Origin of the sequence: Brenneria izbisi (assembly GCF_025840185.1) — a bacterium.
Taxonomy (GTDB): Bacteria; Pseudomonadota; Gammaproteobacteria; order Enterobacterales; family Enterobacteriaceae; genus Brenneria; species Brenneria izbisi.
On the sequence record NZ_JAMPJU010000001.1, the window covers coordinates 184411 to 206860 of the forward strand.

Annotated in this window: 17 protein-coding genes; 8 read left to right on the forward strand and 9 right to left on the reverse strand. The window is 51.5% G+C overall.

Going from position 1 to position 22450, the window contains the following annotated elements; all coding sequences use genetic code 11:
* Positions 1-25: 25 nt before the first annotated feature.
* On the reverse strand, positions 26-2092 hold the full coding sequence (locus tag NC856_RS00875) for a carbon starvation CstA family protein (RefSeq protein ID WP_264088519.1): 2067 nt from the start codon (positions 2090-2092) through the stop codon (positions 26-28).
* 222 nt (positions 2093-2314) lie between these two features.
* Positions 2315-4249: an exoribonuclease II gene (locus NC856_RS00880; RefSeq protein ID WP_264088520.1), complete on the reverse strand. Its 1935-nt coding sequence runs from the start codon at positions 4247-4249 to the stop codon at positions 2315-2317.
* 506 nt (positions 4250-4755) lie between these two features.
* On the opposite strand from NC856_RS00880, the gene NC856_RS00885 reads away from it, so the two are divergent.
* A complete protein-coding gene (locus tag NC856_RS00885) occupies positions 4756-7596 on the forward strand; it encodes a flavocytochrome c (protein ID WP_264088521.1) in 2841 nt (946 codons plus the stop codon).
* Positions 7597-7689: 93 nt separating this feature from the next.
* The gene (locus tag NC856_RS00890; protein ID WP_264088523.1) at positions 7690-8670 is read left to right on the forward strand and encodes an FAD:protein FMN transferase; all 981 of its coding nucleotides are present in this window, start codon (positions 7690-7692) and stop codon (positions 8668-8670) included.
* Positions 8671-8724: 54 nt separating this feature from the next.
* On the opposite strand, the gene fabI is transcribed toward NC856_RS00890, so the two are convergent.
* The 6 genes from fabI to sapA form a co-directional block, all read right to left on the reverse strand.
* Positions 8725-9513 (reverse strand): enoyl-ACP reductase FabI, encoded by a 789-nt coding sequence (gene fabI, locus NC856_RS00895; RefSeq protein ID WP_264088524.1) that lies wholly within the window; start codon positions 9511-9513, stop codon positions 8725-8727.
* A gap of 166 nt (positions 9514-9679) precedes the next feature.
* Positions 9680-10495, reverse strand: a complete 816-nt coding sequence (gene sapF, locus NC856_RS00900) for a putrescine export ABC transporter ATP-binding protein SapF (protein WP_264088525.1) — start codon at positions 10493-10495, stop codon at positions 9680-9682.
* Entirely contained in the window at positions 10495-11487 is a 993-nt protein-coding gene (gene sapD / locus NC856_RS00905; RefSeq protein WP_264088526.1) for a putrescine export ABC transporter ATP-binding protein SapD, read from the reverse strand. The genes sapF and sapD overlap by 1 nt, the downstream gene beginning before the upstream one ends.
* 16 nt (positions 11488-11503) lie before the next feature.
* Positions 11504-12394: a putrescine export ABC transporter permease SapC gene (sapC, locus tag NC856_RS00910; RefSeq protein ID WP_264088527.1), complete on the reverse strand. Its 891-nt coding sequence runs from the start codon at positions 12392-12394 to the stop codon at positions 11504-11506.
* Positions 12381-13346, reverse strand: coding sequence for a putrescine export ABC transporter permease SapB (gene sapB / locus NC856_RS00915; protein ID WP_264088528.1), 966 nt, complete (start codon positions 13344-13346; stop codon positions 12381-12383). The genes sapC and sapB overlap by 14 nt, the downstream gene beginning before the upstream one ends.
* Positions 13343-15022, reverse strand: a complete 1680-nt coding sequence (gene sapA, locus NC856_RS00920) for an ABC transporter substrate-binding protein SapA (RefSeq protein ID WP_264088529.1) — start codon at positions 15020-15022, stop codon at positions 13343-13345. The genes sapB and sapA overlap by 4 nt, the downstream gene beginning before the upstream one ends.
* A 411-nt stretch (positions 15023-15433) precedes the next feature.
* Here sapA and NC856_RS00925 point away from each other — a divergent pair, with 411 nt between their 5' ends.
* The 3 genes from NC856_RS00925 to NC856_RS00935 all read left to right on the forward strand — a co-directional run bounded on the left by NC856_RS00925 (position 15434) and on the right by NC856_RS00935 (position 19765).
* Positions 15434-16603, forward strand: a complete 1170-nt coding sequence (locus NC856_RS00925; RefSeq protein ID WP_404802299.1) for an iron-containing alcohol dehydrogenase — start codon at positions 15434-15436, stop codon at positions 16601-16603.
* Between the two features lie 343 nt (positions 16604-16946).
* Complete coding sequence (locus NC856_RS00930) at positions 16947-17819, forward strand: hypothetical protein (RefSeq protein WP_264088532.1); 873 nt, start codon at positions 16947-16949, stop codon at positions 17817-17819.
* A 395-nt stretch (positions 17820-18214) separates the two neighbouring features.
* A complete protein-coding gene (locus NC856_RS00935) occupies positions 18215-19765 on the forward strand; it encodes a cellulase family glycosylhydrolase (RefSeq protein WP_264088533.1) in 1551 nt (516 codons plus the stop codon).
* Between the two features lie 80 nt (positions 19766-19845).
* Here NC856_RS00935 and pspF read toward each other — a convergent pair whose 3' ends face one another.
* Positions 19846-20838 (reverse strand): phage shock protein operon transcriptional activator, encoded by a 993-nt coding sequence (gene pspF, locus NC856_RS00940; RefSeq protein ID WP_264088534.1) that lies wholly within the window; start codon positions 20836-20838, stop codon positions 19846-19848.
* A gap of 221 nt (positions 20839-21059) precedes the next feature.
* On the opposite strand from pspF, the gene pspA reads away from it, so the two are divergent.
* The 3 genes from pspA (at position 21060) to pspC (ending at position 22389) form a co-directional block, all read left to right on the forward strand.
* Positions 21060-21725 carry a phage shock protein PspA gene (gene pspA, locus NC856_RS00945; RefSeq protein WP_264088535.1) on the forward strand — a complete coding sequence of 222 codons (666 nt, stop codon included), beginning with the start codon at positions 21060-21062 and terminating at the stop codon, positions 21723-21725.
* Positions 21726-21796: 71 nt separating this feature from the next.
* Positions 21797-22024 carry an envelope stress response membrane protein PspB gene (pspB, locus tag NC856_RS00950; protein WP_137713526.1) on the forward strand — a complete coding sequence of 76 codons (228 nt, stop codon included), beginning with the start codon at positions 21797-21799 and terminating at the stop codon, positions 22022-22024.
* A complete protein-coding gene (gene pspC, locus NC856_RS00955) occupies positions 22024-22389 on the forward strand; it encodes an envelope stress response membrane protein PspC (RefSeq protein ID WP_264088536.1) in 366 nt (121 codons plus the stop codon). Before pspB ends, pspC begins: the two co-directional genes overlap by 1 nt.
* Positions 22390-22450: the final 61 nt, after the last annotated feature.

A 22450-nucleotide genomic window follows, 5' to 3' on the forward strand; every position in this document is an offset into this window, starting at 1 on the left:
ATAAATTATGTTGCCGTTGAAATTCTTAACCGTGACCAGACTCTTCACGCAACACAACGGCGGTTTCTTTCGCGGTTGGTTCAGTACTGTTTAATGCCCGACGGATAATAAAGAACGCTGAAATCAGCATCGTGACGGCGACCAGCATAAAGAAACCGCATAGCGCCGCGTTTATCTGGTTGCTGAACACGATGGTTTCCATGTCCTTAATACTTTTGGCGGGCGCGATCAACATGCCTTGTTCAATACCGGCGGCAAAGCGTTTTGCCTGCGCCAGAAAACCGATACTGGGGTTTTCGTGGAAAATCTTCTGCCACCCTGCTGTTATTGAGGTGATGAACAACCATACCGTCGGCAGGATAGTGGCCCACGCATAGCGCTGTTTCTTCATCTTGAACAACACCACCGTACCGAGGATCAACGCCATTGAAGCCAGTATCTGGTTACCGATACCGAACAGCGGCCAGAGTGTATTGATGCCGCCAAGCGGATCGATAACGCCCTGATAGACGAAGAATCCCCAGCCAGCGACAGCAACGGTTGTTCCCGCCAGATTTCCCAGCCATGAGTGGCTGTTCGCCAGACGCGGGATTGCGACGCCCACCAGATCCTGCACCATAAAACGGCAGGCCCGCGTACCGGCATCAACCGCCGTCAGAATAAACAGCGCTTCAAACAGAATAGCGAAGTGATACCAGAACGCCATCATCGCTCGACTGTTGAAAATCTCGGTGATGATATACGCCATGCCGACCGCAAAGGTTGGCGCACCGCCCGCACGGGATAGCACAGAGGCTTCACCAACATCACGCGCGATTGTCGTCAGTTCTTGCGGGGTGATCACGAAGCCCCAACTGTTGATGACTTGCGCGGCGTTTTCCACCGTCGTCCCGATCAGCGCAGCCGGGGCGTTCATGGCGAAATAAATTCCCGGCTCGATGACCGAAGCACAGATCAACGCCATGATCGCGACGAAAGATTCCATCAACATGGCGCCGTAGCCAATAAAACGGATATGGCTTTCACGTTCAACCAGTTTGGGCGTGGTTCCGCTCGATACCAGCGCGTGGAAACCGGAAATCGCGCCACAGGCGATGGTAATAAACAGGAAGGGGAACAGACTGCCTGAGAACACCGGCCCGCTGCCGTCAATAAATCGTGACACCGCCGGCATTTTCATTTCCGGCATGGCAAAGACAATACCGACCGCCAGACCGACGATGACGCCGATTTTCAGGAACGTTGACAGGTAATCACGCGGCGCCAGCAGCAACCAGACCGGGAGCACTGAAGCGATAAAACCGTAGATCACCAGAATCAAGGTTAATGTGGTGCCTTTCAGGGTGAAGAACGGCCCCCAATAAGGATGCGCGGCGACATTGCCGCCATAAACGATCGCCAGCATCATCAGTACAAAGCCAATTAACGAGACTTCCGCGATTTTGCCAGGACGCAGAAAACGCATATACACACCCATAAAGAGCGCGATAGGAATAGTGGCGGCAATGGTGAACACGCCCCACGGACTTTCAGCCAACGCTTTGACTACCACCAACGCCAGCGCGGAGAGAATGATGATCATCACGCCCAGCGCCCCCAGCATGGTAATGATACCGGCGAAAGCGCCTAGTTCCTGTTTGGCCATTTCGCCTAAGGAACGTCCGTCACGGCGTGTCGAGATAAACAGCACCAGAAAATCCTGTACCGCGCCCGCCAGCATCACGCCGACCAGAATCCAGATGGTGCCGGGCAGGAAACCCATTTGCGCCGCCAGAATCGGGCCCACCAGCGGGCCAGCGCCGGCAATAGCCGCAAAATGGTGACCGAACAACACCCATTTATTGGTCGGGACGTAATCGAGTCCATCATTATGTCGCTCGGCTGGCGTCAAACGACGGTCATCCAGTTCAAAGACTTTTTTGGCGATAAATAAACTGTAAAAACGATAAGCAATGCTGTAACACGCCACGGAAGCAACCACCAACCACACGGCATTGACCGGTTCACCACGGCTTAAGGCCAGCATAGCGAAAGCAACGGCTCCCACAATACCGACCAACAGCCAGATCACGATGCTCTTGACATTATTCATAACCACGGCTCCTTCGTATTCAGGAAGAGAGATAGCGCGAATGTTAATGCAATTTAACAATAGTGGGTTTAATGGCGAAGAGAAGAGCAGGGCTGTGAAAATGTGAGCAACAATAAGTTTTTGTAAATAAAATTAAATACAGAGGCAGAGGATAACAGGGTGTTAACCCGCACCTGATACCGATAGCGCAAACTAACGGTATCAGGCGCGGGAGAAGGGGCGTTATGCGGCGGGTTTTGCCAGAATGCTGCGGGTTTCCAGCCGGACTTCCGCGATCATGACATCAAGCGTATCGCCCTGACGGTACACGACGTCGCCTTTGACGGAGACGGTGCCCATCTCCTGGCTGCAAACCAGTTCATCGCGCACGGCGTGGATAAAGGAGGAGGGGATAAACGTCATCGCGCCATTGTCCAGCAGGCGAACGCGCAGACCGCCGCGCGTCACATCCGCGATTTCGGCGGCGAAGCGGGTATCTGTTCCGGCCTTGTCCTTCAGGAAACGGGCATACAACCAGTCGCCGACGTCACGTTCCGCCATACGGTTCAGGCGGCGACGCTCAGCCAATTGAATGGTCACGTCATCGTGCGGTTTTTCCACTGACTGCTGGGTGATCACCGCTTTCAGCAGGCGATGGTTAACCATGTCGCCGTACTTGCGAATCGGTGAGGTCCAGGTGGCATAAGCTTCCAGACCCAGGCCAAAATGCGGCCCCGGCGTGGTGCTGACTTCGGCGAAAGACTGGAAGCGGCGGATACGGCTGTCAAGAAACGACGTGGGTTGAGCATCCAGTTCACGACGCAGCGCACAGAAGCCTTCCAACGTCAGCAACGCCTGCGCGTCGGCTTTGATGCCGTGGGTTTCCAGTACGCTAACCGCCTGTTCGACCGAAGCCGGATCAAATCCGTTGTGAATATTGTAAATGCCGAAACCCAGCTTATCGCGCAGCACCAGCGCCGCGCAGACGTTGGCTGCGATCATCGCTTCTTCTACGATGCGGTTGGCGATGCGGCGCGGTTCAACCACGATATCCAGCACTTCGCCTTTTTCTCCCAGCAGGAAGCGGTAATCCGGGCGATCTTTAAACACCAGCGCATAAGTATTACGCCATTCGTTGCGCGCCAGACAAATGCGTTGCAACAGGCGAATTTGTTCAGCAATAGCGTCGCTGGACGGCTGCCATGCGCCTTTTTCTTCCAGCCAGTCGGAAACCTCGTCATAAACCAGCTTGGCTTTGGATTCGATCCAGGCGGCGAAGAAATGGATATCGTCGCCCAGCGCGCCATCGGCGCCAATAGTCACGCGGCAAGCCAGAACCGGGCGTCGCTCATTTGGCCGCAGCGAGCAGATATCGTCTGACAGCGGACGCGGCAACATCGGAATATTGAAGCCAGGCAGATAGTTGGTGAAAGCCCGCCGACGGGCGATATCATCCAGTTCGCTGCCAGCGGCGACATAGGCGGTCGGATCAGCGATCGCAATAGTCAGTTGCAGCGAACCATCACCATTATCCTGAGCGAACAGGGCATCATCCATATCTTCGGTGCTGGCGCTATCGATGGTGACAAAACTTAGCGCGGTCAGATCTTCACGTATCAGTTCGCCGTCATGACGTTCCGTCGCTTCCGCTTCCGGCGCGGCGCGCTCCAGATTGTGACGTGACAACGTCACCCACCACGGTGCTAACGGATCATCGCCAGTGGTAATGTATTGGGTCAGTTCGGCGTGGAATCCCCGATCGCCTTTCAGCGGATGGCGGCGCATTTCCGCTACCGCCCAGTCACCATCCTGAAACGAATGACTGACATCACGCGCGGCACGGCACGGGATTGCATCCTTCAGCAACGGATGATCGGGGACAATGGACAGACGATCGTCTTTTTTCTGTACACGCCCGACAAAGCGGGTCAGAAATGGTTCGATCAGGGATTCCGGTTCGGCAATCTCACGCTCTTTTTCGGTATGCAGCGTGGCGGTGATGCGATCGCCGTGCATCACCTTTTTCATGTGCGGAGGCGGGATGAAATAACTTTTTTGCGCATCAGCTTCAAGAAAACCAAAGCCTTTGTCAGTGCCTTTGACGACACCTTCAACCCGTGGCGTCTGCGAATGAAGTTGCTGTTTTAGCTGTGCAAGCAGCGGATTATCTTGAAACATAGCGTCCAGAAATACGGTTGTCAGTAGCTCGATTAGCGGCTGACAGTTTTACGCGAATCACGTGCTGGCGGCAAGCATTCCATGTGGTCTGCATCATGCGGATAGAGAGTATTTATCGACGGTTAAAATGTGACTGAGTGCTTTACGCCGTTCGGCACAGGAAAAGGTGCTTTTTAGGTGACAAGCGCTAAATAATGTCAGCCGACGATTAATTCCCTTTTTTGTTACATAAAACGTAAATATTTATGGTTTAATTTCTTTCGAAGATGCAAATATGTTAATAAAAATAGCGTGTATTAACGTTGACAAAAATAATCGCCAATAACCCTACTAAATGTATTTATATGTAGCAGTTAAAATATTAAAAAAACGTTTTATAACATTAAAAAAAACCCATACTTAGTAATTAATAACATTATTAGCCAGCCGAACAAATAACGAAAAAACCATGGCTTTATTGTGCTCTTTTTAAGCGAAATTTTTTATTTTAAAGTGGAGTGTTCACCATGACGGATATTAACCTTGAATTGTTAAAATCTTTCACATTACCCAACGGCGTTACGCTCAAAAATAGAGTGCTTATGGCGCCGATGACCACCTGTAGTGGATTTTTTGATGGGAGTGTTACAAAAGAATTAATCGAATATTATGAGCAGCGGGCCGGCAGTATCGGCACGGTGATTGTGGAATGTTGTTTTGTTGATGATAAGGGGCTGGCTTTCCCCGGCGCGATAGGGATCGATAAAGACGATAAAATCGACGGGCTGGCTAAGATCGCCACGGCAATTAAAGCCAGAGGCTCGAAAGCGGTGCTTCAGATTTACCACGGCGGTCGCATGGTGGAACCACGGTTTATCGGCGGCGCGACGCCGGTGGCGCCCAGCGCGCTGGCAGCGCCCAGAGCGGGTGCGGCGACGCCTGTCGCCTTGACCGGCGATGAAGTGGAGGAAATGGTCGGGAAGTTCGGCGATGCGGTATACCGGGCCATTCAAGCGGGGTTCGACGGCGTGGAAATTCATGGCGCCAACACCTATCTGATCCAGCAATTTTACTCCCCCAATTCCAATCAACGCACCGATAAATGGGGCGGCAGCAGAGATAAACGCGCGCAATTTCCTTTAGCCATTCTGAATATTACTCATGAAATGGTAAATAAATATGCGGATCGTTCATTTATTATCGGTTATCGCTTTTCGCCCGAAGAAATAGAAGAACCCGGCATTCGTTTTGACGACACGTTATATTTGTTAGAGAAACTGGCGGAAAAAGGCCTGGATTATGTCCACTTTTCCATGGGGAATATTTTACGTCCGTCACTGAACGATATTGATGATCCCACGCCGTTGATTAAAAAATATGTCGCCCGGCGCTCCGCCAAACTTGCCGAAATTCCGGTTATCGGCGTCGGCGAAATTGTGAATAAAACGGACGCCGAAACTGCGCTGGAAAATGGTTATGACCTGATCGCGGTGGGCAGAGGGTGTATCGCTTATCCTGATTGGACTGATCGAATTGCCGACGCGCAAAATATCGAGCTTTATATCAATAGCGATAAACGTGAAGCGTTAATGATCCCGGAACCCTTATGGCGTTTCTCCCTGGTGGAAGCGATGATTCGGGATGTGAATCTAACCGGCAAGAAATTCAAAGCCGGGGTATATCAGGAAAAAGTACAGGATGAAAGCGGCGAACTGAAGGTGAATGTCAGCTTTGAACCTGATCGAATAAAAAATATTGAACTGGCGGATAACGCCGGGATCGATGAATCGTTGCTGATCAGTTTCGACGTGATCAGAAGCCGGATTCTGGACACCAACAGTCCGCATGTCGATGCGGTAACCGGCGCGACGGCGCAAAGTGAAGCGATTAAGAAAGCGGTAACCAAAGCGATGGTGAAATCCTGCAAGGAAGCCATTCTTGAGGAGGGCGGCAACCCCGATGAGCAGCAGGAAGTCGATGTTGTGGTGATCGGCAGTGGCGGGGCGGGACTGGCGGCGGCGATCCAGGCTAGCGAAGCGGGCGCCAGCGTCATCATCATCGAAAAAATGCCGGTTATCGGCGGTAATACCATCAAGGCATCAGCCGGTATGAATGCCGCTGAAACGGTTTTCCAGAAAATCAAAGGTATTGATGATAGCCGGACGCTGTTCTACAACGAGACGTTGAAAAGCGGCCAACACAAAAACAATCCGACGCTGGTGAAATATTTTGTCGAGCATGCCGCCAACGCGATCGACTGGCTTGCCGATCACGATATCGAACTGAGCGATATCACCACCACTGGCGGGATGAGCATCGACAGAACGCATCGGCCCGCCAGCGGCGCGGCGGTCGGCGGCTATTTGATCAGCGGTCTGGTGAAAAACATCAACAAGCGCAATATTGATGTCATGCTGGATACCACGGTGACGGAAATCCTTCAGGAACATGGCCGGGTAAGCGGTGTGCGCATCCTTGATGATGAGAATGAAGAGAAAATCATTGCAACCAAAGCCGTTATTGTGGCGACAGGCGGTTTCAGCGCTAATTCGTCGATGGTGGTTAACTATCGCCCTGATTTGGATGGGTTTGTGACAACCAACCATAAAGGGGCGACCGGCGGCGGTATTCGTCTGTTGCAGCAAATGGGCGCCGACACCGTTGATATGGGCGAAATCCAAACGCATCCGACGGTGGAGCAAACGACTTCTTATCTGATATCGGAATCGATTCGCGGCGGCGGCGCAATCCTGGTTTCACAGCGCGGCGAAAGGTTTTTCAATGAACTGGAAACCCGCGACAAGGTTTCCGCGGCTATTGTCGGTCTGCCGGAAAAATTCGCCTATATTCTGTTCGATGAGCAGGTGAGAAAGCGTAATATGGCGGTCGAGGAATATGTTTCGCAAGGGTTGAGCGTGAGTGGACAAAGCATTGCTGAACTGGCGGAAAAACTGGATATTGATCTGGCGACGTTGCAAGCGACCATCAACCGCTACAATGTGTTTGTCAATAACAAGCATGACGACGATTTCGGCAGAACGACCGGTATGCGCGACCCGCTCGATAGCGCGCCCTTCTATGCCATCAGAGTCGCGCCCGGCGTTCACCATACTATGGGCGGCGTGGTGATCAATGCCGATACAGAAGTGCTCAATAGCGGCAAACAGGCTATCCCCGGCGTCTATGCCGCCGGAGAAGTGGTCGGCGGTATTCATGGCGCCAACCGCATTGGCGGCAATGCCGTGGCGGATATCATTATTTTCGGTATTCGCTCCGGTATGCAGGCCGCCGTCTATGCGAAATCATCGGATAACGTGACGCAGGTGGATTTTGAAGGAGCGGATGTTCCATTAAAAGCTGTTTCATAAACGTTTGAATGAGTTAATTGCAAGACAGGGAGTGCGTCCGTCAGGACGCCTCTCTTTGTTTATTCCGCCACCTCATCCGCCGACCTGTCTATCATGAAATCTGTCAGTGAAATCTATTCCTATACCGCTCATCTAATGGGCAGCCCGATAGTGTTGAAAATGTTTGTGCATGATGAAACGCTGGTTAAACAGGTATTTCACCATATCAGGCAGCTTGAAGATCGTCTGACCGTCAATCGGTCGCAGTCGGAGGTGATGAGCGTCAATTACGCGGCGGGGCAACATTTCGTAACGGTCAGCCCCCTGGTTTTCAGCCTCATCAAACAAGCGAAAGCCGCCAGCCTGATAAACGGCAGTTGCTTTAATCTCGCCATTGGCCCGGTAGTGAAACTATGGAAAATAGGATTTAACGGTTGCGCCGTGCCTGATGCGAAAAAAATAGCTAGCGCACTGGCATTGACCAATCCTGAGCATGTGATGCTGAATGAGGAAGACCGCGCTGTTTTTCTGGCGCAGGCAGGGATGGAAATCGATTTAGGCGCGATCGCCAAAGGATATATTGCGGATCGCATCAGAAGTTTGCTGTACCAGTGTGGGGTTTATCACGCGGTAATCAATCTTGGCGGTAATGTCCTTGCCATTGGCCGCTCATTGACGCAAGGGTACTGGAGCGTCGGGCTGCAAAGGCCGTTCGCGCAGCGGGATGATTTGCTGGGGGTGATCCGGGTGATTAATAAGTCGGTGGTGACGTCTGGCGTTTATGAGCGTTTTTTTACCATTGATGACCAGGTGTACCACCACATCTTAAATCCCGTCACTGGCTACCCGCTGGATAATGAACTGCATAGCGTCACCATTATCTCGGACAACTCTATTGACGGCGATATTTATTCTACGTTGCTCTATGGCATGGGCGTCGATGACGGTATCGCGTATTTACGCACCAGACCGGATATTGAAGCCATTTTCGTGACCAAAAATAAACAGATAATTCTTTCTTCTCAACAACATTTCGAGTTTGAACGGCTAAACGCCGGGTACTCGCTTATCAGGGGGAGCAGGCAGGAAATATAAAAATGCCCCAACAGTGTGGGGCAGAGGACATCGTATTGCTAGCGAAATGGAATGTTAATCCAATTCTAACTCACTCATCGCGGTGATGTTGAAACCACCATCGACGTGCAGCACTTCACCGGAAATACCGGCAGCCAGATCGGAGCACAGGAAGGCGGCTGAGTTACCGACATCCTCAATGGTCACCACCCGGCGGATTGGCGTAACCGCTTCACAGTGAGACAGCATCTTCTTGAAGTTTTTAATGCCAGAGGCAGCCAGTGTACGGATCGGGCCGGCTGAGATGGCGTTGACGCGCACGCCCTGCGCACCCATGGCGTTTGCCATATAACGCACGTTCGCTTCCAGAGAGGCTTTTGCCAGACCCATCACGTTGTAGTTAGGAATGGCGCGTTCTGCGCCCAGATAGGACAGCGTGACCAGCGCAGAATGAGGATTCAGCATTTTACGACAGGCTTTGGCCATCGCGACAAAGCTATAAGAACTGATATCGTGCGCAACGCCGAAACCTTCGCGGGTTACGGCATCAATATAGTCGCCGTCAAGCTGATCGCCCGGCGCATAAGCAATGGAGTGAACGAAGCCATCAAAGTTTGGCCATACGTTAGCCAATTCAGCAAACAGCGCTTCAATACTTGCATCTTCCGCGACATCACAGGGCAGAACAATGCTTGATCCCAGTTCGCTGGCAAAGTCTTCAACGCGAGATTTCAGTTTATCGTTTTGATACGTGAACGCCAGTTCAGCACCTTCACGGTGCATCGCCTGCGCGATACCGAATGCAATGGAACGGTTACTGGCAACACCAGTTACCAGAATGCGCTTACCGGTAAGAAAACCCATAGCAGTAATCCTTGTGATCATTGTTGCAGCGATCATCAGCGATTACGTAATCAGTTAATGATGATCGAAGTGAATAAACCGGGCGATTCTACCATGCCTGAGGCCGATAAGGGTACTCCGAGCAGTATCGACCTTTTTTGTCTGTTTCTTCAGCATCAAAACGCGCTTAAAGCTGAGCGCCGTCACGCCGCCAGGCATCGGCGCTCAGCGCTTCACCAAAGTGGCTGGCGATCAGGCGCTTGGTCAGATCGTGCAGCGGCGAGGCCAGCACTTCGGCGGTACTGCCGCGTTCGACCACCTCTCCGGCGTGCATCACCAGAATCTGATCGCTGATATGTTTCATCATTCCCAGATGCTGCGTCACGTAAATATAAGAGATGCCGTGTTTTTCCTGAAGTTCCAGCATCAGGTTGATGATTTGTGAGCGCATGGACATATCCAGCGAGGCCAGCGCTTCATCCGCCACAATGACTTTAGGTTGCAGGATCAGGGCGCGCGCCAGACCGACACGCTGTTTCTGACCGGGAGCCAGCGCATGGGGATAGTAGTAAGCGTGATCGGGGCGCAGACCGACCTGTTGCAGCGTCTGGTTAATGGCTTTTTCACGCGCCTGAGGCGTGAGATCGGTATTAAGCCGCAGCGGTACATCCAGCAACTGCCCGATGCGCTGGCGCGGATTGAGCGCATTGCCCGCATCCTGAAAGATCATACGGATTCGCTGGCTGCGGTAACGATAATCACCATAATGCAAAGGATGATCGTCGATCAGCAATTCGCCTGAGGTCGGTGCCACCATGCCGGACAACATTTTCGCCAGCGTGGATTTTCCTGAACCGTTTTCTCCGATGATCGCCAACGTCTGGCGTTCACGTAAGGTAAAGCTGACGGACTTCACGGCCTCAACATGTTGCCGACGAAACAATCCGGTTCGATAGCGGAATGTTTTGGTCAGATTACGGGCTTCCAGCAAAGTTTCAACCATCAGGATTCCTCCATGTTGAGCGGAAAGTGGCAGGCGTACCAATGGTTTTTCACCGGGAGCAGCAGCGGGGTTTGCATGCATTGTTTCTGCGAATAAGGGCAGCGAGGCCCCAGACGGCATCCCACAGGCAAATGCTCCAGTGATGGGATCGCGCCCGGCAGCGTGTTCAGCCGACTCTTATGCGGCAACGAACGGCCAAAATCCGGCATCGCCCGAATCAATGCCTGGGTGTAAGGGTGGTGCGGCGCGCTAATCAGATCTTCGCTGGTCGCGCTTTCCACCGTCTGACCGCAGTAAAGTACATTGATTCTATCGGCCCATTTGCTCATGGTTTGCAGGTCATGGCTAATCAGCAAAATGGTCGTGTTGTTATTCTGATTCAGACGCGACAGCAGACGAAAAATCTGCGCCTGAGTCGTCGATTCCATCGCGTTGGTGGGTTCATCGGCAATGAGCAGACGCGGTTGGTTCGCCAGTGCAATGGCGATCATCACTTTCTGGCATTCTCCGTCGCTCAGTTCGTAGGGATAGCTGCCCATGATGTCTTTATGATCTTTGATGCCGACGCGGTGCAGCAACTCGATAGCCCGGCGTTTGCGCCAGTTGAGGCGCTGCCACCAATGGCCTTTGTAGGTCCAGCCGGGGATGGCCTGCATCAGTTGTCGCCCAATGCTTTCGGATGGATCGAGACAGGACTGCGGTTCCTGAAAAATCATGGAGACATTGTGTCCCACCAGTTTGCGTCGCTCGCGTGACGACAGTCGCAGCAAGTCGATATCGTCAAAACGGAAGCGATCGGCGGTTACCCGCCAGTTATCTTTGGTGATCCCACAAATGGCTTTGGCAATCAGACTTTTACCAGAGCCTGATTCCCCCACCAGCCCGCGAATTTCCCCTTCGTTTAACGTCATGCTGACCCGATCTACGGCTTTGATCGCGCCATCAGGGGTTAGAAATTCAATGGTCAGATTACGAATATCAAGGAGTGGCATAATTTCGTCTCCGCCATTATTCCGTTTCAGCGATCAGGGCGCGGCGGATGCCATCGCCCAGCAGGTTGACGATCAGCACGCTCAGGGTAATGGCGGCGCCGGGCAACATGACGGTCCACGGCGCGGCATACACCAGTTCCAACGAGTTGCCGAGCATGGCTCCCCATTCGGTGGTGGGAAGCTGCGCGCCCAGATCGAGAAAACCTAACGCGGCAATGTCCAAAATGGCGATGGACAAGGCGCGGGTGAACTCGGAAACCAACAAGGCGGCAATATTCGGCAAGACCACATACCAGATGATATAACGAGTTGAAGCGCCATCAAGCCGGGCGGCGATGACATACTCTTTGTTCATCTCATCATGCACCGCGCTGTAGATGGTTCGCACCATGCGAGGCAACAGCGCCAGCCATACCGCCAACATCGCGTGTTCGAGTTTGGGGCCGATGAATGCAATCACCACAATCGCCAGCAGCAACGACGGAATGGATAACAACGTATCAAGAATATGATTGAGCATCGCGGAGCGCAGGCCATGCGTCACGCCAGCCATTACCCCCAGCACAATGCCGAACAATGCGGCGGCATAGGTGACGATCAGCGCCGATCCCACCGTGGGCGCCGCGCCGCTGAGCACACGACTGAGCAGATCGCGCCCCAGATCGTCAGTGCCGAGGAAGAAAGAGACTTCCCCATAATGCGACCAGGACGGCGGCAACAGTTGATAACCGAGAAATTGCTGATCCACGGCATACGGCGTCAGCAATTTTCCAAACAGGCACAGACCGAGCAGAATGAGAAAGCTATAAAAGCCGATCATCGCCAGCGTATCCTGATGGAATACCCGCCACGTATCCGCCAGTCGGCTGGGTAAGCGTTTTTCGCTGTAAACGTTATCGAAGGGCATACCATTCCTTATGCTTCAGCGGGTTCGTCATCGCACCCCAAATATCAGACAGCACGTTAACTGTGATCACCATAGCGCCAACCACCATGACCCCCGCCGAGATAGCCGCGTAATCCTGTTGGCGAATGGCATTGACCAGCCAGCGCCCTAGCCCCGGCCAGCTAAACACCACTTCGGTAATAATGGTGAGCGTCAGCATGGTGGAGAACTGTAACCCCAGCTTAGGCATAATCGGCGGCAGCGCGTTATGCAGCACATGACGGCGGATGATGGTCAGCTTGGACAAGCCGCGGGTGGCGGCGGCTTTGATGTAGTTTTTGCCAATTACCTCGGTGGTGCTGATACGCATCAGGCGGATCACCTCGGTAGTCGGGCCCACAGCAAGAACGGTGATGGGCAGGATCAGATGACGGAGCGCGCTGATCATCATTTCACCGCGATAGGGCGAATCAGACAGCCAGGCGTCAATCAGCGCAAATCCGGTGACGGGCTCGACCTGATAGAGCAAATCAAAGCGACCGGAAACCGGCAGCCAGCCGAGGTGAAGCGAAAAAAACAGGGTCAGCAGCAACGCCAGCCAGAAAACCGGTATCGAAAAACCGATGAGCGCCAGCGTACTGATCACGATATCCGGGCCGCGATTCTGCATCACGCCCGCGGTGATGCCCAGCGGGATACCGATCAGCAACGACAGCATAAACGTCAGCACGCAAAGCTCGATCGTGGCGGGGAAAACCTCTTTCAACTGTTCGCTGATCGCCTGACCATTAATGCTGGATCGACCGAAATCGCCCTGTAGCAGGCCGGAAAGATAAAAATGATAAGCGTCGAACAGCGCCGCGCCATTGAGCGGCGCATGCGGCGTGTAGTAGCTCAGACTGAATCCTACCAGCGTCAGCAGGCACAGCGTCACCAGCAGCAACACCAGCCGACGCAGAGTAAAGATAATCACGGCAGATCTCCTTCAACTTCAAGCGTTTCCTGTGAAGAAGGCGTCACGGGCTGGGACGTTTCTCGAAACACGCCCGCGAAAGAGGCGTTACCGAACGGACTAAGCACCAGACCTTTCATATCATAACGATAAGCCAGCAAACGCAATGAGGACGCCAGCGGCAACACGGGAAGCTGTTGCGCCAGGATCTTTTGCGCCTGTTGATAATATTCAATACGATTAGAAAGTTGCTGTGAAGACAAGGCGTTTTGCAACACCTCGTCAAACGTTGGGTCACACCAGTGAGCATAGTTGGTTTGCGAACGGATCGCCGCGCAACTGAGCAGCGGACGGAAAAAACTATCCGGGTCATTACTGTCGGTGGCCCAGCCTGCCAGCGTCAAATCGTGACTTTGCCCCATCAGCTTTGCTTCCTGATAACGGCCTTCCACCGGCACAATCGTTACCTGGATGCCCACTTGCGCCAGATCCGCCTGAATCAGTTCTGCGGTTTTCAGCGGGCTTGGATTGTAGGGTTGCGAGGCGCTAGGCACCCACAAACGCAAGCTGAGGTTCGTCATGCCCAGTTCCTGCAATAACTGACGGGATTTGGCTGGATTGTATTCGGTTATCTGCGCGTCATGGTCATAGGCCCAGGATGCTCGCGGCAGGATCGATGCGGCGGTTTCCGCCGTGCCGTAATAAATGGATTGCATGAGTCGGTCATTGTTTATCGCCAGCGCGATCGCTTCCCGAACCTGGCGGTTATCCAGCGGCGGCTTGCGCACGTTGAACGCGAGATAAGCGACATTCATACCGGGACGCAACGATAAGCGTAAGCGGGGATCGTTACGCAAGATGGTCAGTTGGTTGGCGGCGGGGTAGGCAAGCACGTCACATTCGCCGGTCAGCAGCTTGGATAAACGGCCCGTCCCGCCGGAGCCTAAATCAACGACCACCTGCGCCATGCGGGGCAACCCGCGCCAGTAGGCTTCATTACGCGTCAAGCGAATGTATTGTCCGTTACGATATTCGTTGAGTCGATAAGGGCCGGTGCCGACCGGCTGCCGGTCAATCAATGCCTGTTTTTCCTCGGTTGTCAGTTTCTGAGCATATTCGGCGGAGAGAATGGGCGCGTAATGCGTCGCCAGATGCCACAGAAAAGAGGCATCCGGGCTGTTGAGCCGGATCTCAACCGTGTATTCGCCCAGCTTACGTATACTTTGCACCGCATCGGCAAACTGGAGACTGTCGAAATAGGGGTAATCGCCGCCGTTGACATCATGATAGGGATGCTTCTCATCCAGCATGCGTTGAAAGCTGAACAGCACGTCGTCGGCGTTCATATTGCGGGTCGGTCGGAACCAGTCCGTGGTCTGAAAGGGGACGTCGCGACGTAGATAGAAGCGGTAGGCGGCGCCGTTGTCCAGCACTTCCCAGCGTTGGGCAAGTTCCGGCATCAGGCGGTAAGTATAAGGATCGACATCCAGCAGGCGATCATAAAGTTGCGCCGCCAGCGTATCGATGGTGATACCGCTGCGCGCCATCTGCGGATTAAACGTGTTCAGCACGTCATTCACACAATAAACGAAACCGCTTTGGCGGATAGACGTCTGCTGCGTTGCCGGCGAAGGCGCCGCCAATGCGGGCAACGCTACCCAAACGAATGCCAGTGCGAAACAAAATTTTCCAGACATACGGTTTTTTCAGTCAAGGCGTAATACACAGAGTGTACCGCACTCTCGCCATCCTCCCCACTGTGTTGTGCGCGTCTGGCGATTTTCCCATCATTTGCGCGCCAGAACCGCCTGTTTTCATGGTGGCGCCGCTTTCCTCGTCTGGGCCCTTTATCGCGCGAGATCCCGGAGTACCGGATGCCCGATGCTATACCCAAATTTTGTGAGTTACTTCACAATCATTCTTTTATTTTCATAGAGTAACTTCAGATTTTATCTATGATTAACACGGGATCGATACCCTAACGTTATGTTCAGATTCAAGGAGGATAGCGGTATTTTCTTTAGTTTTTTATTCCATTTTTTATTCTTATTTTGATTGTTGAAATGAATTAATGGACACATTGTGAAGACTTGTTCATAAGAGGAAATATTATGCCAAATTATTATTTTTTACCGACACGAAATGTTTTCGGAGAAGGCAGTGTACAAGAGGCCGGGGTGTTGGCAAAAACGTTAAAAGTTAAAAAAGCGCTTATCGTTACTGATAAATTTCTTGCTCAGAACGGTATGGCGGAGAAGGTTGCCGAAATTTTTAACAAGGCTGGGATTGATACATATATTTTTGGTGGCGCGGAACCTAATCCGACAGATAAAAATGTGGCGGACGGAATTAAAGCCTATCGGGAAAATGATTGTAATGCGATAGTCTCTCTTGGCGGCGGTTCTTCACATGACTGTGCCAAAGGTATTGGGCTTATTGCCTCCAATGGCGGGGATATAAGAGATTATGAAGGTCTGGATAAATCCGATAATGACATGATCCCGTTAATGGCTATTAATACCACGGCGGGGACGGCTTCCGAAATCACTCGCTTTTGTATTATTACGGATACCGAACGTAAAGTTAAGATGGCGATTGTGGACTGGCGTGTTACGCCTCAAATTTCGATTAATGATCCTGAATTAATGGTGGGTATGCCGCCGTCATTGACCGCCGCGACAGGAATGGATGCGTTAACCCATGCAATTGAAGCCTATGTGTCAACAATGGCAAACCCGCTCACCGATGCGGCGGCATTAAAAGCCATTCAAATGATCACCCAATATTTACCTAAAGCCGTAGCCAATGGCGAGTACATGAAAGCCAGAGACAATATGGCTTATGCCCAATATTTAGCCGGGATTGCATTTAATAATGCCTCTTTAGGCTATGTGCATGCTATGGCTCACCAACTTGGCGGTTTCTATAATTTACCGCATGGTGTTTGTAATGCCATTCTCCTTCCTTATGTTGAATCGTTTAACTTAATGAGTAATCTTAACCGCTTCAGGGATATTGCCGAAGCAATGGGAGAAAATGTCGTCGGGATTTCCACGGATGAAGCGGCGATTAAAGCAATAAAATCTATTCAAAGATTAAGTAAACAGGTTGGTATTCCGGCTGATCTGAAAAGTCTCGGCGTTAAGCCGGAAGATTTTGCTATCATGGCTGAAAATGCCAAAAAAGATGTTTGCCAACTGACTAATCCTCGTAAAGCCACTAAAGAAGAGGTGATCGAATTATACAGAAAAGCGTATGAAGGCGAGTCAGCTATATAGTTTTTATAAAGTTGGCAATTTTATAAATTATTTCCGGGCGTATTCGATGTTTGTATTGAATACGCCTGTTTTTATTCGCTATCACATTAATATTGCCGAAAAATAGCGGATTGAAATGCTGTCCAGTTGCGTTTCCAACGGGGCGAGTAAGTCGTACCGCTAATAATTCCACCACGTCAACGATGATGGATACGGGGACTTAATCCGTATTACGGTGGTGTATTGTTGTCGTAGATCATGTTAATAGTGATTTCTCACTGCAATGGTGATTTTTTTCTAAATACCAGTCCCATCCATGCCGTTAATAATCCAGATTCGTACCTGAAAAATGGAGTAATTCTTGATGGACGGTATTACCTTTTATAAAATTTCCCCTTCATTATCGTCATATACAACGGAAGACACAGCGCAAAGTTCAAACGTATTAAACGCAGATGCTTCGCTAGCCAATTTTGAAGTGATCCAGCTTTCGGAAGCGGGACTGGCTCGCAGCAAAGAGCATACTGAACAACATGATCAATATCCCTTAAGTCCACTGACTGAAGAACAAATTAAAGCGCAGGATGAGGCGGTTAAACAGCTTAGAGATCAATTGATTGCCGCTCAGTTAAATCGCATTCCGAATCTGGCCTCCCCACTGTTTAGCGATCCGGTTACGGCGGCTGACGCCTTCGACTTTTCTTCATGGTTTGTGATGACGCAGGAAGGGACGACATCGTCAACCGTCAGGTTAACCGCAGCGCTGCATGAGGCGCTGTCCAGCCCGCTTAACGGCGTCATGACGGACACCACGCTGGCGTTTGATATTGCAGCGAAAAAAGAGAAACTCACGTTTATTAACGATCATTTTATTGCCGAGGGATATCGATCCCAGGCTTCAGGCGTTATCAATCGCTACATTGATAAGCTGGTGAAGCGCCGGGATAATTTATTGCTGGGGCAGGCTGAGGCTGAGCTAGCGCTGAGTATTGATTTCGCTGACGCTAAACGAACCGAGGCCGCGCAATCCGATATTGAGACATTCAAAGCGGGTACGCATCGCACTCAGAGAGAAATGGTGCAGACGCTTTCCATCGCAGATAACGCACGGAGTTTTGCCGATATGCTCGATCAGTTTGAAATGATGGTCAGAAATAATGGAAGTTCGGTGGTGGAATTGCAGAATATTAGCCAAATTGCTGATCATTGGGAAGATTTTATACAAAAATATGCCTGAATATGATTAAAAAACAACCAAAAAATCATGTTGGCAGAGCAATCGCGATGCGTTAAGAACCCCATACTTTATATGGAAATGAGAAATATTCTCAACAAACCGCTTTACAGATGATACTGATAACTATTATCATTACTCCCGCGCTTCAGCAGTTGCTTCTTCGCAGGCACTGAAGGAGAGCACGACATTGCTCACATTGCTTCCAGTATTATTTTAGCCAGCCCACGTGCTGGCTTTTTTTTTGGCCAAAATAGTTCGACATTATTCTTTTTCAGAAAAAATAATTAATAAAATCAAGTATTTTAAGATGATTCTTAATTTTTCGTCAGATACATAAATCATCAGTATTATGCAATAACCCAATTAGCTGGGTGTTCACAATGGAGATAAGGAATATGCGGATAAATACGAAGTGGATAAGGAGCGTAAGGATATTAACGTCAGGCGCCGTCAGCGCATTACTGGGCGTCGCGTTGATTTTTTCGTCGTCAGCGGCGGCGGCCACGCCGGTAGAGCAATATGGGCAGTTGTCGATTGCCAACGGCAAACTGGTCGGCGCCGGTGGTAAGGCGGTGCAACTGAAAGGGATCAGTTCGCATGGTTTGCAGTGGTACGGCAACTATGTCAATAAGGATACAATGCAGTGGCTGCGTGATGACTGGGGAATATCAGTCTTCCGAGTGGCAATGTACACTGAGGCGGGGGGCTACATTTCCAATCCTTCTCTGATTAATAAGGTTAAAGAGGCGGTCGCGGCGGCGCAGAGTCTTGGGGTGTACATTATCGTCGACTGGCATATTCTTTCAGATGGCAACCCAAATACTTATAAAGCGCAGGCAAAAACTTTCTTCAACGAAATGGCCGAACTTTATGGCAACTCGCCTAACATCATCTATGAAATTGCCAATGAACCCAACGGCGGCGTGACCTGGAATGCGCAGATCCGGCCTTATGCGTTAGAAGTCACACAAACTATCCGCGCCAAAGATCCAGACAACATCATTATCGTGGGAACCGGCACCTGGAGTCAGGATATTCACGATGCGGCGGATTCTCCGTTGCCTGACGCCAATACCATGTACGCGCTACATTTCTATGCGGGTACGCATGGGCAATCCTTACGCGATCGGATAGATTACGCGCAAAGCCGGGGTGCGGCGATTTTTGTCAGCGAGTGGGGCACCAGTGACGCGTCCGGCAATGGCGGCCCGTACCTGCCGGAATCTCAGACCTGGATCGATTTTTTGAATAATCGTGGCATCAGTTGGGTTAACTGGTCTTTAACGGATAAAGCGGAGGCATCCGCAGCGCTGGCGCCTGGCGCCAGCACCAGCGGCGGCTGGACAGCGCAGGCGCTGTCGACATCAGGCCGGTTTGTCAGAGAGCAGATCCGGGCGGGGGCTGAACCGATAACCGACGTCGTTACGCCGCCAACTACGCCGACGCCAACGCCGACACCGACACCGACGCCGGAGAATCCTGACACCGGAACGGGAACAATCTTGCTGCAACATCGCACTCTCGACAGCACCCCTGATAATAATGTCATGAATCTGGTGTTCAATCTTAAAAATACCGGCAATCGCGAGGTTAAGCTCAGTGATGTGAAAGTCCGCTATTACTTCAACGATGATGGTCGTTCGGATGCTCAGATATTCATCGATTGGGCGATGATCGGCGCCAGTAATGTCATCGCCAGCACTGAACCGCTGACCGGAACGGACAAGGCAAACCGCTATGTCGTCCTCTCTTTCAACGATGAGGCAGGTACTATCCCCGCTGGCGGCGAGAGCGGCGATGTGCAGGTGCGGATTCATCCGCTAGATTGGAGTAACTACGATGAAACCAACGACTATTCCTATAATGGCAAAAACGCTGTCTTTACCGACTGGGATCGCATGACGGTCTATGATAAAGGGCAACTGGTATGGGGAATTGAGCCTTAATTACAGGTAAAAGCCAGCGGCGGATGCGCGCCTGCTGGTTTTTACCCCTCACCCCTCCTCGTTCATCGGGGAGGGTGAAACTATTCATTAACGGCGATAGCGTGCTTTTTCAACAGACCACGTAACTGGTGATAGGTTAGCCTTAGCAATTCCGCCGCCTTACGCTGATTGAAACGCGTCTGATCCAGCGCGCGCTCGATAAGCGCACGTTCCTGAGCCAGTTGCCATTGCTTCATATCCAGCGGTAAATCGGGTAATTCATCCGCAAGGCGGGTAGGCGGAACCAGGTCAGCCGATCCCGATTTCTGAAACGGGTTGAGAATAATGGTATCCAGCATCGTATCGCTGCCGCCATGACGGTAAACCGAACGTTCCACGACATTCTTCAGTTCCCGGATATTACCAGGCCAGCCATAGTTCAGCAGCGTTTCGCGGGCGTGTGACGTGAAACCGGGGAAGAGCGGCAACCGCAGTTCGCGGCACATCTGAATCGCAAAATGTTCCGCCAGCAACATGATATCTTGTTGACGCTCACGTAGCGGCGGCAACTGAACCACATCAAACGCCAGCCGATCCAACAGGTCGGCGCGGAATTTTCCGCTGGCGGCCAACGCAGGCAGATCATCGTTGGTGGCGCACACCAGCCGCACATCGACCTGCAACGCCTGTCCGCCGCCGACGCGTTCCAGCACGCCATATTCGATCACCCGTAATAGTTTTTCCTGCACCAGCATTGGCGCGGTCGCCAATTCATCCAGAAACAGCGTACCGCCATCAGCGCGCTCGAAGCGGCCCAGATGACGCTTTTGCGCCCCGGTAAACGCGCCGGCTTCATGACCGAACAGTTCGGAATCCAGCAAGTTTTCATTTAAGGCCGCGCAGTTCAGCGAAATAAAAGGCCCTTGCCAACGGGGAGAAAGATAGTGCAACCGGCTGGCGATCAACTCCTTACCGGTGCCGCGCTCGCCGATCACCAGAACGGGTTTAGCAAGTTGCGCCAGTTGTGAAACCTGTTCCAGCACTTCAAGAAAGCTGTTGGCTTCCCCCAGTAAGTTCTCTTTTTCATGCGCCATTGCGTTGCATCCTGTGATTTTTACTAACAGTTAGCGTATTTGACTAATTTAGCGGGTAATGAAAAATAGTCAAAATTCTTCTTGCTTTATTTTTCAATAAGTTATCTTTAATTAAAAGTTGGCATGCTTATTGATATATCTACCATGCAATCGGCTGATGACCGGTCGCGATCATAAATCAGGCGTAATCAGGCGCTGGAAATCATGAAGAGGATATGATTATGGGTATTTTTTCTCGTTTTGCCGACATCGTGAACGCCAACATCAATTCATTACTGGATAAAGCGGAAGATCCGCAGAAGTTGGTCCGGCTGATGATTCAGGAAATGGAAGATACATTGGTTGAGGTTCGGTCTACCTCCGCACGGGCGCTGGCAGAAAAGAAACAGATTGCCCGCCGTATTGAACAGGCGTTGTCTCAGCAGGCGCAGTGGCAGGAAAAGGCTGAGTTGGCGCTGAGAAAAGACAAAGACGATCTGGCGCGTGCCGCGCTGATTGAGAAACAGAAACTGACCGATTTGATCGTGACGTTGCAGCATGAAGCGGAAAGCATTGATGAAACGCTGGAACGCATGAAACGAGAAATCGGCGAGTTGGAAAACAAACTGACGGAAACCCGTGCGCGTCAGCAGGCGTTGACGCTACGCCATCAGGCTGCCTCTTCCTCGCGTGATGTACGCCGTCAACTGGACAGCGGCAAGCTGGATGAAGCGATGGCGCGCTTTGAGCAGTTCGAACGACGGATCGATACGATGGAAGCCGAAGCGGAAAGTATCGGGCTGGGCAAGCACAAATCGCTGGATCAGCAGTTCTCCGAATTGAAAGCGGATGATGAAATCAGTGCGCAATTGGCTGAGCTTAAAGCTAAAGTTAAATCAGCCGAATAACCGGGCCGGCTATCGTCACGGTTGGCGATAGCCTTAGCAAAACCGGCGAACATAATGATTAAGGAGACACGATGAGTGCTTTGTTTCTTGCCATACCGCTGACCATTTTCATGCTGTTTGTGGCACCGATATGGCTTTGGCTACATTACAGTCAGCGTAAGCAAAACAATGCTCAACTAGGACAAAGCGATATGCAGCGTCTGACGCAATTAACGGAAGACGCCCGCCGCATGCGCGAGCGAATTCAGACACTGGAAGAAATTCTGGATGCGGAACACCCGGACTGGAGAAAATCGTAATGAAGAAAACATGGTCAGGTAAAACATTATATCGCATACCGGAAGAAGGCATGTTCAAAGGCGTCTGTGCTGGGCTGGCTCGCTACTTTGACGTACCGGTGAAACTGGTGCGGGCCATCGTGGTGTTATCGATGATTTTCGGGCTGTTCTTTTTCACTATCGTCGCTTATTTCGTACTCAGCTTTGTGCTTGACCCCGCGCCAGCGGCGAGCTACCGCGAACAAGACGTTGCATTTCGCACGCCAGGGCAATTACTGAACGACGCTGACGCGACCTTGATGGCCAGCGAACAGCGACTGCGCAATATTGAGCGCTATGTCACCTCAGAGACATTTGGCGTGCAGAGCCGCTTTCGCCAACTGTAAACATCATCATATCCACGGCGTTGCTGTTATCCGGTCATCTTCTTGCGGGACAGCCCGGTAA